The organism is Shewanella sp. ECSMB14101 (assembly GCF_000773485.1).
GTDB lineage: Bacteria > Pseudomonadota > Gammaproteobacteria > Enterobacterales > Shewanellaceae > Shewanella > Shewanella marisflavi.
In genome coordinates this window covers 35926-51428 of the sequence record NZ_JSFF01000016.1, presented here as the reverse complement: position 1 = coordinate 51428, position 15503 = coordinate 35926, and the positions used below count along the sequence as shown (strand labels likewise).

The 15503-nt window shown below is 48.3% G+C and carries 16 protein-coding genes and 1 other annotated feature; of the genes, 4 read left to right on the top strand and 12 right to left on the bottom strand.

Going from position 1 to position 15503, the window contains the following annotated elements; genetic code table 11:
* The first annotated feature begins 2 nt into the window (after positions 1-2).
* Positions 3-383, top strand: a complete 381-nt coding sequence (locus NY07_RS13035; RefSeq protein ID WP_033539802.1) for a hypothetical protein — start codon at positions 3-5, stop codon at positions 381-383.
* Here NY07_RS13035 and trpR read toward each other — a convergent pair whose 3' ends face one another.
* Positions 384-659: a trp operon repressor gene (trpR, locus tag NY07_RS13030; RefSeq protein WP_033539862.1), complete on the bottom strand. Its 276-nt coding sequence runs from the start codon at positions 657-659 to the stop codon at positions 384-386.
* Positions 660-889: 230 nt separating this feature from the next.
* On the opposite strand from trpR, the gene NY07_RS13025 reads away from it, so the two are divergent.
* Positions 890-1351 carry a c-type cytochrome gene (locus tag NY07_RS13025; RefSeq protein ID WP_033539861.1) on the top strand — a complete coding sequence of 154 codons (462 nt, stop codon included), beginning with the start codon at positions 890-892 and terminating at the stop codon, positions 1349-1351.
* Positions 1352-1411: 60 nt separating this feature from the next.
* On the opposite strand, the gene NY07_RS13020 is transcribed toward NY07_RS13025, so the two are convergent.
* Positions 1412-2095 carry a cytochrome b/b6 domain-containing protein gene (locus NY07_RS13020; RefSeq protein WP_033539801.1) on the bottom strand — a complete coding sequence of 228 codons (684 nt, stop codon included), beginning with the start codon at positions 2093-2095 and terminating at the stop codon, positions 1412-1414.
* Between the two features lie 274 nt (positions 2096-2369).
* Here NY07_RS13020 and hpf point away from each other — a divergent pair, with 274 nt between their 5' ends.
* A complete protein-coding gene (gene hpf / locus NY07_RS13015) occupies positions 2370-2744 on the top strand; it encodes a ribosome hibernation-promoting factor, HPF/YfiA family (RefSeq protein WP_033539800.1) in 375 nt (124 codons plus the stop codon).
* A gap of 847 nt (positions 2745-3591) precedes the next feature.
* Positions 3592-3711 (top strand) — a sequence feature (Phe leader region).
* Positions 3712-3751: 40 nt separating this feature from the next.
* Positions 3752-5722 (top strand): prephenate dehydratase, encoded by a 1971-nt coding sequence (gene pheA / locus NY07_RS13010; RefSeq protein ID WP_033539799.1) that lies wholly within the window; start codon positions 3752-3754, stop codon positions 5720-5722.
* 56 nt (positions 5723-5778) lie between these two features.
* Here the strand turns inward: pheA and NY07_RS13005 are convergent, their stop codons facing one another.
* The 10 genes from NY07_RS13005 to ffh all read right to left on the bottom strand — a co-directional run bounded on the left by NY07_RS13005 (position 5779) and on the right by ffh (position 15357).
* A complete protein-coding gene (locus NY07_RS13005) occupies positions 5779-6114 on the bottom strand; it encodes a hypothetical protein (protein ID WP_033539798.1) in 336 nt (111 codons plus the stop codon).
* A 119-nt stretch (positions 6115-6233) separates the two neighbouring features.
* On the bottom strand, positions 6234-7280 hold the full coding sequence (locus NY07_RS13000) for a hybrid-cluster NAD(P)-dependent oxidoreductase (protein WP_033539797.1): 1047 nt from the start codon (positions 7278-7280) through the stop codon (positions 6234-6236).
* A gap of 61 nt (positions 7281-7341) precedes the next feature.
* Positions 7342-9006, bottom strand: a complete 1665-nt coding sequence (gene hcp / locus NY07_RS12995; RefSeq protein WP_033539796.1) for a hydroxylamine reductase — start codon at positions 9004-9006, stop codon at positions 7342-7344.
* A gap of 266 nt (positions 9007-9272) precedes the next feature.
* Positions 9273-10412, bottom strand: coding sequence for a bifunctional chorismate mutase/prephenate dehydrogenase (tyrA, locus tag NY07_RS12990; RefSeq protein WP_033539860.1), 1140 nt, complete (start codon positions 10410-10412; stop codon positions 9273-9275).
* A gap of 14 nt (positions 10413-10426) precedes the next feature.
* Positions 10427-11518, bottom strand: a complete 1092-nt coding sequence (locus NY07_RS12985) for a 3-deoxy-7-phosphoheptulonate synthase (protein WP_033539795.1) — start codon at positions 11516-11518, stop codon at positions 10427-10429.
* A 310-nt stretch (positions 11519-11828) separates the two neighbouring features.
* On the bottom strand, positions 11829-12179 hold the full coding sequence (gene rplS, locus NY07_RS12980; RefSeq protein WP_011864870.1) for a 50S ribosomal protein L19: 351 nt from the start codon (positions 12177-12179) through the stop codon (positions 11829-11831).
* A 34-nt stretch (positions 12180-12213) separates the two neighbouring features.
* Entirely contained in the window at positions 12214-12960 is a 747-nt protein-coding gene (trmD, locus tag NY07_RS12975) for a tRNA (guanosine(37)-N1)-methyltransferase TrmD (RefSeq protein ID WP_033539794.1), read from the bottom strand.
* Between the two features lie 15 nt (positions 12961-12975).
* Positions 12976-13506 carry a ribosome maturation factor RimM gene (gene rimM, locus NY07_RS12970; RefSeq protein ID WP_033539793.1) on the bottom strand — a complete coding sequence of 177 codons (531 nt, stop codon included), beginning with the start codon at positions 13504-13506 and terminating at the stop codon, positions 12976-12978.
* A 20-nt stretch (positions 13507-13526) separates the two neighbouring features.
* Positions 13527-13778 carry a 30S ribosomal protein S16 gene (gene rpsP / locus NY07_RS12965; RefSeq protein ID WP_033539792.1) on the bottom strand — a complete coding sequence of 84 codons (252 nt, stop codon included), beginning with the start codon at positions 13776-13778 and terminating at the stop codon, positions 13527-13529.
* A gap of 205 nt (positions 13779-13983) precedes the next feature.
* Positions 13984-15357, bottom strand: a complete 1374-nt coding sequence (gene ffh, locus NY07_RS12960; protein ID WP_033539791.1) for a signal recognition particle protein — start codon at positions 15355-15357, stop codon at positions 13984-13986.
* Between the last annotated feature and the right edge of the window lie 146 nt (positions 15358-15503).

The window sequence follows — 15503 nt, the reverse complement described above, 5'->3', positions numbered from 1 at the left end:
TAATGTTAGCTAAGCCAGTTTATGAAAAACTCCCTACCCTGTATCTGACCATCGGCACTGCAACCATACTACTGAGCGATGGCACCACCCCGAAGCTCTTAGCTATATTGGTATTCATGCTCGGCGCCCACATATTTAATCTGCGCTCACAGAATCGTCGTAGCGACAATCCTAAACGCCGCAAGAGTGGTCTTTGGCCAGATGCCCTCTATAATCTGCTGCCCTATGGCTATCTGCTGGCGGCAATATTTGTCTTTCGCCATGCTTCTTCTAACACCTTGTTACTGCTTGCCGGAGCGTTAGGCTGTTACTCACTATTTCGCCTAGCTCAACGAAGCCACTATCGCAAACACCAGCTGCCACAGGCTATTAGAGTCATATAGCTAGAGGATCAACGCCTTAATTCTATCGCGTTGGGGCTCAGGCATATGCTTTAAGTAATTCGAGCAGCGAGTAATGGTCGCAATACTGATTTCAAACTCAGCGGCAATCTGTCGCTGACTCATCTCGCCGATAAGCAAAGCCTGAAATACCTTCAAACGTCCAGCAATGGCACTGCGCTCTTCTTCGGTTAATAGCAGCTCAAACAGATCGATCAAGGCTTCATGATCTTGATGATTAATCACCTTCTCTAATACCAGATCCCAACTAGCGCGCACATAGCCCCCTAAACTGTACTTGTTTACCATTACACGAAAGTGTACCAAGAATTGACCTACTCTGGCTATGAAGGATTCGCAAGCATTTAGCGAGCCGTATAGGAGTTAGACACATTCGGCAACATTTTGATGAGCATATTAGAGAAAAATCTATAGTATCTGATAGTTAAATAAGATTAGAATGCTTGCGCAAGATCACATAAACCAACAAAGTAGTGAGAATGAACGCCATGAAAAAACAGCTCAAACTTAGCCTGCTAGCCATAGCAGGTAGTGCCCTACTTGCTTCAGCGGTACAAGCCAATAATTTTAAAGAGACTGACGATGCCATTCACTACCGTCAATCTGCGTTTGGCCTAATCGCTCACAACTTTGGCGACATGGGTGCCATGTTAAAAGGCAAAAAGCCTTTCGATGCCGAAGTCTTTGCCATGCGCGCACAAAATGTTGCCGCCTTGAGCAAACTCCCTGCAGAGGGATTTGTCGCCGGTTCTGACAAGGGAGACACTGGTGCTCTAGCAAAGATTTGGAGCGATAAAGCAGACTTTGATAGCAAGATGAGCGCATTTCAAGATAATGCAGCCAAGCTCGCCGTTGCCGCGCAATCTGATGATCAAAACGCTATAAAACAAGCCTTTATGAACACAGGAAAAAGCTGTAAAGGTTGCCACGACGTCTACAAGAAAGATTAATAAAAGACGAATGAAAAAGGGGAGCCAGTTAAGCTCCCCATCTTCTATCTCAAATGAGCCTTATAACATGGCTGCAATAGGCCAAATTAAATAGTTCACCACCAATCCCGCCAAGACCCCTACTAAGGTTAACGCCACCAGGCTAGAGCGAAACTCAAACTGAGTAACATGATCACGACTCACACGCTTATAGCCAGTTATCATCGCACCAACCAATTTATCTCCCTTAATGCCGTGCCAGACCACTGCAAGAATATGCAATAGTGCGAGAAGCAAGAGTAAATTGAAATTTTGCTTATGTAGCCAGGTCAAACTACTGGCCACTTCGCTGCTGACATAAGTGTACAAGGGGCCTTCGGTAAAGATCTCATCGGTCGAAAACAGTCCGGTAGTCAGTTGCACAACCAGCACCAAGATCATGGCAACCACCATATAGCCACCGAGAGGATTGTGACCAATACTGTGCTTTTCGGGCTGCTTAACATAGGCCAGCACCTGAGAAGGCGGTTTAACAAAATGGCTAAAGCGCGAGGTCTCACTGCCTATAAGCCCCCAAAGTACACGAAATACAATCAGGACAAGCAGGCTATAGGCAAATACCTGGTGCCACTGCATCTCTCCCACATCTGCGCTCCACCATAAAGCCGCTAACAAGCAGATCATCAACCAATGAAACAGGCGAGTAGGCAGATCCCACACCTTAATTTTAACTTTGGATTCTATAGCGTGTTTTTCTGAGGACATCCGATTACTCATCACGTTAGAAAATAATGAAATCGATGATATTTGAAGCGTGGTGGGGAGGCAAATAGATTTATGTAAGCAGTGTTATCCAGTCAAATATGCCCACTAAAATTGAGAAATACAAGCCAATCCTAATGTTTATTTTGCAATTTTGTCTAAGGGCTCAAATAACCAACGAACGGATATAACAGGCCTCAAAAAGTTGATCTAGATCACGTTTTAAAGGGGGTGAATTGGTAATCTGAAGTCAAGGAAACAACGAAAGGTTCGACATATGATAAAGATTACAAGTAAAGATTTCGAAGTCACAGCACCTATCCGTGAACGTATCGAGAGCCGTTTAGAGAAATTGAGCAGACACGATGTGCAGCTCATCAATCCACATGTAATCATAGGTCAAGAGAAGCAAGGGTTTAAAATAGAAGCTTCAGTCGGTATACCAAGTAACACCTTATTTGCTCAGGCGAAAGACAAAGATCTCTATGCAGCAATTAATGCAATGGGTCAAAAATTGGAGAAACAGCTAAATCGCCTAAGCCACAAACCAGAAGGAGCACGCTATACCGCTCCGGTGATGGAGCCAACACCTGATAGCGTCGACATCGACGATGAGTATGAAGAGACTTTAGATAAGGACTACGCAGCTTAACAGTTTTATTTAACGGTAAGTGGCGAATCATCGCCTCAGGTAAGATACCGAGGAACGAACGCCAACGAACAGGCACAAAAGCCACTTACCCGACTTTGGTGAATCGCCACCAATCTAGAGGTCTATAGTCAGGCAAAGGGTAACGGGGACGCACAATCAGTAAGCCACAGATGCCATAAATAAGGCAGTGGAATTAAGCTAACAAACTAGCTATGTTGTCCGCCCTTGTTATACTTACAATAAGTCCTGTTTTTAGACGTCAAAATAAAAACAACACAGGAGTAAAAGGTCAAATCAATCTAGAACGAAACGTTATACCGTTAGCTTTGATTTTTACTGACGACTCACACAACCTAAGGCTTTTGATAAGCCCGCAATAGGAAACAGGCATAGCGCCAAACTAGTCGTCCCCTGAAGGTCAAAAGGATCGCCTTGCTAAAACCAATTAACAAACAGCCATCCTGAGCAGATAAAGAGGAGCGCAATCCCATTTTAACATTGAGTTCTTTTTCCGTAACTGAGGCAGCCTGAAAGCCAATAAAGGCAAACCAACGTAATAGACGTTAACAGGCCATTGGATCACCGCAAGTCGATTAGCCCGCTGCCTCTTCCTTATCACTTGCCGCAGCTTATTTATAACTGCAGGCTGACAGAAAAGGAGGATGACCCATTTTAGATTCAGATCTTTTACTCTCTCGGCGCACCTTATTTAGGTGCGCTTTCTATTACAAGCGCCCAACCTCTCAGACCCGAGACAATATGCCAAGCGACGAAAAGGATAAATTCTCACTTTGTCCTTTTTTTGATTGACAGGTCTGGGAGCAAGATTTAATTTGATGACTATGAAAACGATCACTAACGCTTTTTTTACTTTCTTTTTTATTCCACCCTTCTAGGGAGGCGGAATTTCGGTGTAAAAACGAAAGTAAGAATTCCAAAGCCTCCCTTTATGGGAGGCTTTTTTATTTGATGAATACAGCAAGAAGCGTTCAACGACAGAGGACAGCATGACCAAACCACAGCCCCTTAGCCACACACGGGAACAGATCACCGCGCTCGACAATGAACTGCTGGCACTATTGTCCAAACGAAGGGCACTAAGCTTAGATGTTGCTCGCAGCAAAGAGGTCGATATTCGCCCCATTCGCGATACTCAAAGAGAAAAAGAGTTGCTGGCACGCCTGGTAAAACAAGGACGCGAGCAAGGTTTAGACGCTCACTATGTATTATCTCTCTATCAGAACATCATTGAAGATTCTGTATTAAACCAGCAGGCCTATCTGCAAGGCCGAGCCAATCCAGACTTTCAGAAACAGCAATACAACATCGCTTACTTGGGCGCGCGAGGCTCCTACTCCTACCTTGCCGCCACCCGTTACTGCGAGCGAAGACAGGTTGGCATGCAAGATCTCGGCTGTAAGAGCTTCGATGAAATTGTCCAGGCAGTGGAATCAGGCCACGCCGATTATGGATTTTTACCGATAGAAAATACCTCCTCAGGCTCAATCAATGAAGTCTATGATGTGCTACAACACACCAGCCTGGCCATCGTTGGCGAAACCACCATTGAAGTTGGTCATTGCCTGCTAGCCAAACCTGGCAGCAACTCAAAACAGATAAAAACCATCTATGCCCACCCCCAACCTATCAGCCAATGCAGCCGCTACTTAAGTCAGCACCCTGAATTCAAATTAGAGTATTGCTCCAGCAGCGCCGAAGCCATGGAGCGAGTGCTCGAAGCTAATGATGACAGTGTCGCCGCGATCGGCAGTGCCGAAGGGGGAGCCTTGTATCAACTCGAGGCCATTGAACGTGAGCTGGCCAATCAAAAGATCAACCAGAGCCGTTTTATCGTGGTAGCCCGCAAAGCCATCGCCGTGCCCGAACAACTGCCAGCCAAGACTACGCTGATCATGGCTACCGGCCAGAAGCCAGGCGCTCTGGTGGAAGCACTCTTGGTGTTAAAAGCCCATAACCTCAACATGAGCAAGCTTGAATCCCGGCCGATCCCGGGTACGCCGTGGGAAGAGATGTTCTATCTGGATCTCGATGCCAATCTGGCCAGCAAAGAGATGCAACAGGCATTGAAAGAGCTCGAGCGCATTACTCGCTTCATCAAAGTCCTCGGGTGTTACCCCTGTGAAACCGTAAATCCAACTCAGCTAAGTAATAGCCAGCTGGCGATAGAGCCTACTACTAGCCGAGAGGCCCAGCAGGCCAAAGAAAGCTCGGATACCGGACATAAACGCCATGAGCTCTCGCAACATCCACAGGCAACCCAAGTCGTCACAGGCCAGCTGCACATTGGAGATGGTCAATTTGGCGCCATTGCCCAGCTCGCCCTAGGCATAGATCCCAGTCAGTTCAGTCAAGTGGCCAAACAGATTAAAGAAGCAGGGTTTCAAGCGGTCACAGTTAGCGAGTTCAACACCAGCCCAGATGCCAAACAGCAACTGAGTGAAATGAGAAGAGCCCTCAATCAATTCGATCTCGCCTGTATTATTGCCATCGAATACGAGACCGAGCTAGCACTAGCCTGTGACTATGCCGACCTCTTGATGATCAGCGGTAAGCAGATGCACAACAAGCACCTTTTAGAGCGCGTTGGCGCCCTGCATATTCCGGTGATCTTAGAGCGCAATACCATGGCAAGCCTGGATGAATGGCTCGATGCGGCCGAAACCATATTGGCGGCGGGTAATCAGCAGCTGGTACTTAGTGAAGCCGGCATTCGCACCTTTAACGAGCAGCGACCGACGTTAGATTTTTCAGGATTGATCAGCCTTAAACACAACACGCATCTGCCTGTCCTAATCAACACTCGCTACGCTTGCGTAGATGATGAACTGGCGAGTCAGGCGAGCGCAGCAAGAGCACTAAAGGCCGATGGTCTTATACTTGGGATTAGTGACGCTCTGCTGGCGCAGCAACTGCAAACCCATAGCGAGATCCTAAGCCGTCTTTATCGGGGTGACTAATCATCTATCGCCCACAAAAAAGAGGACCTTAGGTCCTCTTTTTTAATTAAACTGCGCTAAATCGCATGACCATCGAGCAGGCTCATCCAGCCCTTAATGGTGCGATGACAAAACCACAGGAGTGCCAATAAAGAAAGGCTGATCGTCAACCAGCCCTGGGGCACCAGATAAGCCAGTAGCAACATCGACATTAGCGACACGATAGACCAACGCTGCCATCGAATGTGAGAATAGAGCAAACTGCTCATCTTATCGCTCTTCTGCCCAAGGCTGATCAATAACGCAAACAGCGGTGGTAGCAGCAACAAAGGGAATGCCGACATCAAAGCATAGAGCAGATGCCCAAGGCTATGGTCGTCCAAGACGACAGGCTGTGACGTAGTCGATACCATAAGGGCAGCTCCAAGCAATCAATAGGGGTTAAACTAATGGTAGAAAGACGCAATACCGTGCCTTCATTATTAACCATACTGTGTCATTGCCCATAGCGCAAATTTGCGAGCTGATTTGATTAAAGCGACAGAGTTACATCCGATTTCAACCGCGTCGAACAAGCCAATACGAAACCTTGCTCTATCTCCATGGGTGTTAGCGTCATTTCACTGCTGGATTCTGTCTCACCGCTTAATACCTGACACTTGCACGCGCCACAGACACCGGATCGACAGGCGGCAATAATAGGTAATCCCTTAGCTTCAATCCCCTCTAGTATCGTCTGCCCCTCATTTAGGCCAGCGGTTACATCACCTATTTGTAGAGTAAAATCCGTCCCGTCTTGAGCGCTTATCTCAGCCGAGGCCGCTGGTGCACCAAAACTCTCCTCATGGTAACGACTCATATCGAAACCCGCATCATGCAGCATAGTCTTCACGACTTGCATGTAAGGCGCAGGCCCACACACAAATACAGTACGCTCAAGATAGTCGGGTACTGCCTCTGACAAGGCCGCTAAAGTTAACCTACCCTCAACGCTCGCGAACGCTTCAAGCCGCTCTCCAGACTCTATAGCATAGAAGAGGTCCATGGCATGATGACGCTCGGCCATCGTCGCTAGCTCGTCATGGAAAATAAGATCTTTGACTGATTTAGCACTGTGCACAAAGGCGATGTCGCTACCAATCTGAGTATCGGTTAACCAGCGCGACATGGAATACATGGGCGTGATACCGCTGCCTGCACTCAAAAATAAATAGCGGCTGGCAGATATATCGATAAGGTTAAAAGCGCCATCTGGGCCGGTCACATTAACGCTGTGACCCACTTTCAAATTATCGATAAGATAATTAGAGACGCGCCCACCGGAGATCCGCTTAATGGTCACGACCAGCGAATAGGGACGCGATGGCGACGAAGAAATGGTATAACTGCGCGCAACACGCTCACCATCTATGTCCAGCATGAAGGTAATAAACTGGCCAGGCTTAAAATGAAACTTTACCCGCTGAGTCCCCTGAAAGCGAAAGCTGGTGACATCATGGGTTTCCTGCCAGCGCTCGACACAGACGAGTCTCACCTCGCCGCGCTGCCAGTTGGGAGATAGATAATCTTGTTGATTCATGGGTGACTTACCGAACAAAAGAAACGCCCACGACATTAGCGCGGGCGTTTAGAGGCATTTTTTACGCAACGTTCAAAATGGCATTGAGGTCTTGTTCAACCGTTGTAGTGCTGCGCAAACCGAACTTATCTTCTAACACCTTTAGCAGATTCGGCGTTAAGAAAGCCGGTGCACTTGGGCCAGTGCGAATGTTCTTCACACCCAGAGACAACAAGGTCAACAAGATGACAATAGCCTTCTGTTCAAACCAAGAGAGTACCAGGCTCAGTGGCAGCTCATTGATCTCACACTCAAATACCTCTGACAAAGCGATCGCCAGCTGAATGGCAGAGTAAGCATCGTTACACTGACCGATATCCAGCAGACGCGGAATACCATTGATATCGCCAAAGGAAAGCTTATTGAACTTATACTTACCGCAACCTAAGGTCATGATGATAGAGTCCTGAGGCGCAGCCTTGGCAATATCAGTAAAGTAGCTACGTTCAGCCTTGTCACCGTCACAACCGCCAACCAGGAAGAAGTGCTTAATCGAACCGTTTTTAACATTTTCGACAACGGCAGGCGCGGCGGCCATTAACGCATTGCGGGCAAAACCTATGGTGATGTGATGGGGGATCTCATCATAGGCAAAGCCCTCAAGGGATAAGGCCTTATCGATCACCGCAGAGAAGTCATCCCCCACGATATGGGTCACGCCCGGCCAACCCACTATGCTACGGGTAAAGATACGGTCGGCGTAGTCGCCCACATTAGGATCGATAATACAGTTAGAGGTCATCACCACCGCACCAGGGAAGTTGGCGAACTCTTTCTGTTGGTTTTGCCACGCACTGCCGTAGTTGCCGACCAGGTGTGGATACTTTTTCAATTCTGGATAGGCCAACGCTGGCAGCATTTCACCATGGGTGAAGACGTTAATGCCCTTACCTTGGGTTTGTTGCAAGATAAGCTCTAGATCTTTCATGTCATGGCCCGACACTAAAATCGCCTTGCCCTTCACCGCAACCGTATTGACCTGAGTCGGCTCAGGGTGTCCAAAGGCCTGGGTCTCGCCTTCATCAAGCATCGCCATAACCCGATAGTTAAGCTGACCAATCTCCATGGCAGTAGCAAACAACTTGTCGGCATCGACAGAATCAGAACCTAAGAAGGCCATGATCTGGTGAAACTTAGCTGCCACATCACTATCTGTCTGCTCCAGTACGCGGGCATGCTCCATATAAGCGGCCGCGCCTTTAAGACCATAGAGACACAGTAAACGTAGCCCCATAATATCTTCATCGACCTGATCTTTACCGCGATTAGGCAGTGCCTGAGCCGCTTGCGCCAACATCTCTTCCTTAACACTGGCAAGTACTAAACTTGCTGCTGGGATAAGCGTCTCAACTGTCTTACCTTGTGCCTTACACGCTGTCTCATAGGCCGTTTGCAGTTGGGTGCGATAGGCATATGCCTGCTGGGTATAGGCTATGATACGCGCATCATCAAAGTTAACATTGGTCAGGGTCGCGAAGAATGCCTTGGGAACGAAGGTGTCGATAGCCTCGTCAATAATGCCAAATTCACGGGCTTTCTCAGCATAGGCAGACACGCCTTGCAGAATATAAATGAGTAGATCTTGCAGATCTGAGGTCGCGGCCAGCTTGCCACACATACCTTGAGAATAACTACAACCATTACCGGCAGGGGTTCGAATCGTTTGCTCACACTGAATACAAAACACAATACTGCTCCTTTATTTAATCATGCCTTTTTTTTGCATGTTTTGTAGCAGTCTACTGTGGTAGCTTCAACGACAAAAGTGAATCTTGATAGCAATGTGAGAAACTATGAAGCGGATCAAATTAGTATTTTCGAATCTAAACCGTCAAATTAAAGAGTAAAGAAATTTTAAAACAGTTACTTGCTTCGATATCTCCCCATAAAAAAATGGCGCCATTAGTGAAAGTCACTTGGGCGCCCATAGGGAGGTTTGATCGCTAATAAGGGTTAGCCAGTCTTCATATCGTTGACTGATTGCAGCATGGCTCGACTCTCACGCTGGAATTGCGGCGCGAAATCCCCAAACCAGGCGGCGACTTCTTCAAACTCGCGGATAAAGCCCTGCCTGTCACCACGTTTCAAGAGTTCGAGTGCCTGAGCATAGTTGTCCAGGTAATCCCCAATGGCCGTTAGGCTCTCCTGCTGAGCGAAAATAATGTCGGCATAAAGCTCAGGACTCTGGGCAAAAAGGCGCCCCACCATGGCCAGTTCGAGCCGGTAAATCGGCGAGCTAAACTGCAACAGATTGTCGATATCGGCCGCCTCTCGGTATAGATTCAAACCATAAACGAAAGAGGAGAAATGACGCATCGCCTGCACTAACTGCATCGCCTTATCATGCTGCTGGGCATCGGCCTCAACCAGCCGCGCGCCCCATATACCTATCTGCTCCAGCAACCACTCATATTGCTCGCGACCACGTCCGTGACACACTACTACCACTTGCTTTGCCAAGCTGCCCACATCTGGACCAAACATGGGGTGCAGCCCCACAACAGGGCCAGGATGGCTGGCGAGCATCGCCTCAAGCGGCTTCTCTTTGACCGATGTCAGATCGGCCAAGATACAATGACTTGGTAAACGGGTTAACTTGTCACGGATCAACTCACAGGTGATACTGATGGGCACGGTGACTATCACTAACCCAGCCCCATCGAATATGGCCTCGGCCTGCTGCCAGTCATCTTTATCAAGTGACTTCACCTGGTAGCCAGACAAACTCAGCATCTGCGCAAACAGACCGCCCAACTTGCCCTCACCACCGACGATCACCACATGGCCAAGATCTGTCTTCACCTGTTTGAAACCGACATCTTTCTCGTTGAGATAAGACTCACGCATCAAACGGCGCAAAATATCTTCGATTAGCTGGGGCGAGACATTCATCTTAGCCGCCTCTTCCCGACGCTTGGCCAACATGGAAGCCTCTCGCTGCGGCGCATAGATAGGCACACCGGCGGCATGCTTGACGCCGCCCACTTGGGCGACCAGATCCAGACGCTTACGCAGCAGATGCAACAGCTGTTGATCGACGCTGTCGATATGTTCTCTCAATTTTTCCAGTTCTTGGGTGGTTTTCTCACTCATTTGCGCGTGTTCCATCAAGCATTGACCGCCTTGAGCATATCAAATCTGTTGGGTAAAACCGATGCTAATTGCGCTGCGCCCTGACGTAAAAGCTGTTCGGTAGTCTGCCAGTCAATGCAGGCATCGGTGACCGACACCCCATAGGCCAGCTCACTCATCGGCTTATCACAACTCTGATTACCACCATTTAAATGGCTCTCTAACATGACACCGATAATCGACTTGTTACCATTGGCGATCTGATCGAACACATCTTGGCAGACCATGGGCTGCTTGGTGTGATCTTTACTCGAGTTACCGTGACTGCAGTCCACTATCAATCTGGCATTGAGATTAGCCGCATGTAACTGCTGCTCACTCTCGGCCACACTTTTGGCGTCATAGTTAGGTGTCTTACCACCGCGTAAGATCACATGCCCATCAGGATTACCCGCAGTTTGCAGTAGTGCGACCTGCCCTGCCTGGTTAATCCCCATAAATCTATGACTGCTGGCCGCCGATTGCAGCGCGTTGATTGCCACACCTAACTTACCGTCAGTGCCATTTTTAAAGCCCACAGGCATGGAGAGGCCTGAGGCCATCTCTCTGTGAGTCTGTGACTCTGTGGTTCTCGCCCCAATGGCCGACCAGGTCACTAGCTCAGAGATGTACTGTGGGCTGATAGGATCAAGTGCCTCGGTGGCCAATGGCAGCCCAAGTTCTGCTAACCAAATCATCAGCTCACGAGCCTGGCGTAAGCCTTTCTCGACATCGAAAGATTCATCCATATCCGGGTCATTGATCATCCCCTTCCAGCCCACGGTAGTACGTGGTTTCTCGAAGTAGACACGCATCAGGATGTAAAACTCATCTTTAAGTTCATCGTGTAACGTCTTTAGTCGCAGCGCATACTCTTTGGCCGAAGCGATATCGTGAATAGAGCAAGGTCCACTCACCACCAATACACGGTTATCACGCTTGTGCACTATGTCCGATACCGTTTTGCGTGCATTAAGCACGTAATTATAGGCAGCATTCGACAGGGGCAGTTGTTGCTTTAACTCTTCCGGGGTCACCAGCACTTTTTCTGAACTGATGTGAACATTATTAATCGTATCTTGCTGCATACCTGTCACCAACCTAACGTCTCTTCTCATACCAACTTGTAATATTGTAATGCTGCACCATTACACCAATGGAGTAACTATGCCTGTTGACCAAATTTAAATCAAGCAGAAATTAGCTTTTCAAACATAATTCACGATCAAAACCAATATGAGGTTACATAAACGCTGGGAGATAGGTTTTAACTGTCACTGAAAATGAGGGAGTAGGAACTTGGTGCCTAATACTAGAAAACTACTAGAAAACAAAAACCCGCCATTTAGGCGGGTCATTGTGCGAACACTGCATCTTATTTTACGTTTTAACGAGTGCTTACTTAGCAAGCTTCTCGCGGATACGTGCAGACTTACCTGAACGCTCACGTAGGTAGTAAAGCTTAGCACGACGAACACGGCCGCGACGCTTAACTTCGATGCTAGAGATGAGTGGGCTGTGAGTCTGGAACGCACGCTCAACACCTTCGCCATTAGAGATCTTACGTACAGTGAATGCAGAGTGCAGACCACGGTTACGCTTAGCGATAACAACGCCTTCAAACGCCTGTAGACGCTCTTTACCGCCTTCAACAACACGTACTTTTACAACTACTGTGTCACCTGCACCAAATTCTGGTACGTCTTGCTTCATTTGCTCATCGTTGAGCATTTTAATGATGTTATTCATGAATAAACTCCATACTAGTAATAACTGACCACTTTTACTCGCCTGCTTGGGCGGTATTAACAAACTCGGCTAATAGCTTGGTTTGTTCGTCAGTCAGAGCTAGATTTTCAAATAATTCTGGTCGTCGTAACAAAGTTCTTCCGAGACTCTGCTGCAAACGCCAGCGTCTAATATGTTCGTGGTTGCCACTAAGTAATACTGCCGGTACATCGATACCATCAAGGCTTTCGGGGCGAGTATAGTGGGGGCAATCCAGTAATCCGTCAGAGAAGGAATCCTGCTCTGCCGATGCCTGTTTTCCAAGAACCCCTGGAACCAAGCGTGATACCGAATCAATCAGGGTCATCGCTGGGAGTTCACCGCCCGAAAGCACGTAATCCCCTATCGACCACTCTTCATCCACTTCCGTTTGTATAATGCGTTCATCGATACCTTCGTAGCGACCACACACTAGAATCAAACGCTCCGATTTAGCTAACTCTTCGACGCCCTGCTGAGTCAGTTTGCGTCCCTGAGGAGAAAGATAAATCACCTTTGCCTTGTTACCCGCCGCCGCTTTAGCAGCGTGGATGGCATCGCGTAGAGGCTGCACCATCATCAACATGCCAGGTCCGCCGCCATAAGGCCTGTCGTCCACTGTTCTATGTTTATCATGGGTGAAATCTCGAGGATTCCACGTCTGCAACTCTAACAAACCGTTACTTACGGCCCGACCCGTTACACCAAAGTCTGTTACGGCACGAAACATCTCTGGAAACAGGGTTACTACCCCTAACCACATCTGTTGTCCCTCGACTTAGAAGTCCGGATCCCAATCCACCAAAATTTGTTTTTCCGTTAGGTTCACCTCAAGGATGAACTGCTCGGTAACAAAAGGAATCATACGTTCCGTTTTGCCAAAGCCATCTTTCGCGTTGGCCTTCACAAGTAGCACGTCGTTCGATCCTGTTTCCACGATCTGGTCGACCTTGCCCATGTTATAGCCTTTCGTATTCACCACGTCACAGCCGATAAGGTCACGCCAGTAGAACTCGTCTTCTGGCAGTTCTTTCATCGCCTCGGCGGGAATGGCAATCTCACAGTTAGTGAGCATTTGCGCTTGGTCTCGAGTGGTAACACCTTCTAACACGGCGATAATCGCCTTGCCTTGGTAGCGCCACTGTTCAACCTTGACTTCGCGCCATTCACCTTGCTCTTTAATCAACCAAGGAGAATAGTCAAAAATATCTTCGACAGAATCGGTATAGCTAGTGATCTTCAACCAACCTTTAATGCCGTGACTAGCGCCTAATTTGCCTAGTACGACCGGGTCTTGGTGACTACTCATCAATCTATACCTTAACGCTATTAAGCAGCAGCTTTACGAGCGTCTTTGATCAGTTTCGCTACACGATCAGTAGTAGCAGCACCGTTAGCAACCCAGTGTTCTACACGATCAAGATCTAAGCGAAGAGCTTCTTCTTGACCTTGAGCAACAGGGTTGAAGAAGCCAACACGTTCGATGAAACGACCGTCACGAGCGTTACGGCTATCAGCAACAACGATGTTATAAAATGGACGCTTTTTTGCGCCGCCTCGAGCTAAACGAATGGTAACCATGCGTCTTTTATCCTCTAATGATTTGCTTCGTTATGAAGCAAAAATAAAAACTGGAACCCCGTGTTCGCGAAGAGTCCCAGATAGAAAGCCGCACGATTCTACCTGAATCGGCGACGAATGCAACGTTTTTCACGCAAAAATAGCCAGCGCACTAAGGGCCAGAAACCCTTAGTGCGCTGAGCTAAATCTATACAAAATCTACAGATTAACGGCCAGGCATCTTCATGCCTGGAGGCAGCATGCCACTCATGCCGCGCATCATCTTCTTCATGCCACCTTTACCCGACATTTTCTTCATCATCTTCTGCATCTGGGTAAATTGCTTGAGCAGGCGGTTCACATCCTGGATCTGAGTGCCCGAGCCCATGGCTATACGACGCTTGCGAGACCCTTTGATAATATCAGGGCGCTTACGCTCAGCAGGCGTCATAGAGTTAATAATAGCCTCCATTTGCCCGGTTAGCTTACCATCTTGCACCTGAGCCAAGGCTTCTGGCGGCAACTGACCCACACCGGGTAGCTTCTCCAGCATATTCATCATGCCGCCCATGTTTTTCATCTGTTGCAGTTGCTCGCGGAAATCTTCTAAGTCAAAGCTGCCGCCCTTCTTGACCTTAGAGGCCAGCTTCATCGCCTTCTCTTTGTCGACGCCGCGTTCAACCTCTTCGATCAAAGAGAGGACATCGCCCATGCCAAGAATTCGTGAAGCAACACGATCCGGATGGAAAGGCTCTAACGCATCGGTCTTCTCGCCGACACCTAAAAACTTAATTGGCTTGCCAGTGATATGACGAATCGACAAGGCCGCACCACCGCGGGCATCACCGTCGACCTTAGTCAACACCACACCAGTCAGTGGCAACGCCTCATTAAAGGCCTTGGCGGTATTGGCCGCATCCTGACCTGTCATGGCATCGACCACAAACAGGGTTTCGATAGGCTTAACGGCGGCGTGTAATGCCTTGATCTCATCCATCATGCTTTCATCGACATGCAGGCGACCTGCGGTATCGACAATCACCACATCGATAAACTTGAGCTTGGCGTGAGCCATGGCTGCGTTAACGATATCGATAGGCTTCTGGCTAACATCCGATGGGAAAAATTCAACTTCGACTTCGGCGGCCAAGGTTTCCAGCTGTTTTATCGCCGCGGGGCGATAAACATCGGCACTAACCACGAGTACCGATTTTTTCTCTCTTTCGCGTAGGAACTTAGATAGCTTGGCGACACTGGTGGTCTTACCCGCACCTTGCAGGCCCGCCATCATGATCACCGCGGGTGGCTGCGCCGAGAGGTTTAATGCCTCGTTGGCTTCGCCCATGGCGTTTTCCAGTTCACTCTGGACGATTTTGATAAAGGCCTGGCCAGGACTCAGACTTTTAGAGACTTCCTGGCCGACGGCACGTTCCTTGACGCTGTTGACGAAGGCTCGTACAACGGGCAAAGCGACGTCTGCTTCCAGTAGCGCCATGCGCACTTCGCGTAACGTTTCTTTAATATTGTCTTCAGTTAAGCGACCACGGCCACTGATGTTCTTCAGGGTTCGTGATAATCTGTCGGTTAGGTTCTCAAACATTATCGCGTTCTTTACCGGTTAGAATTTACATGATTGGGGCGTATTATAGCGATGCACAGATATTATGCTACCGCACTGCGTAAGTTATGGCTGGGACATCGCACTATTTTGCAGGCAAGAAAATGTCAAAACTTAGGAGTAACGCT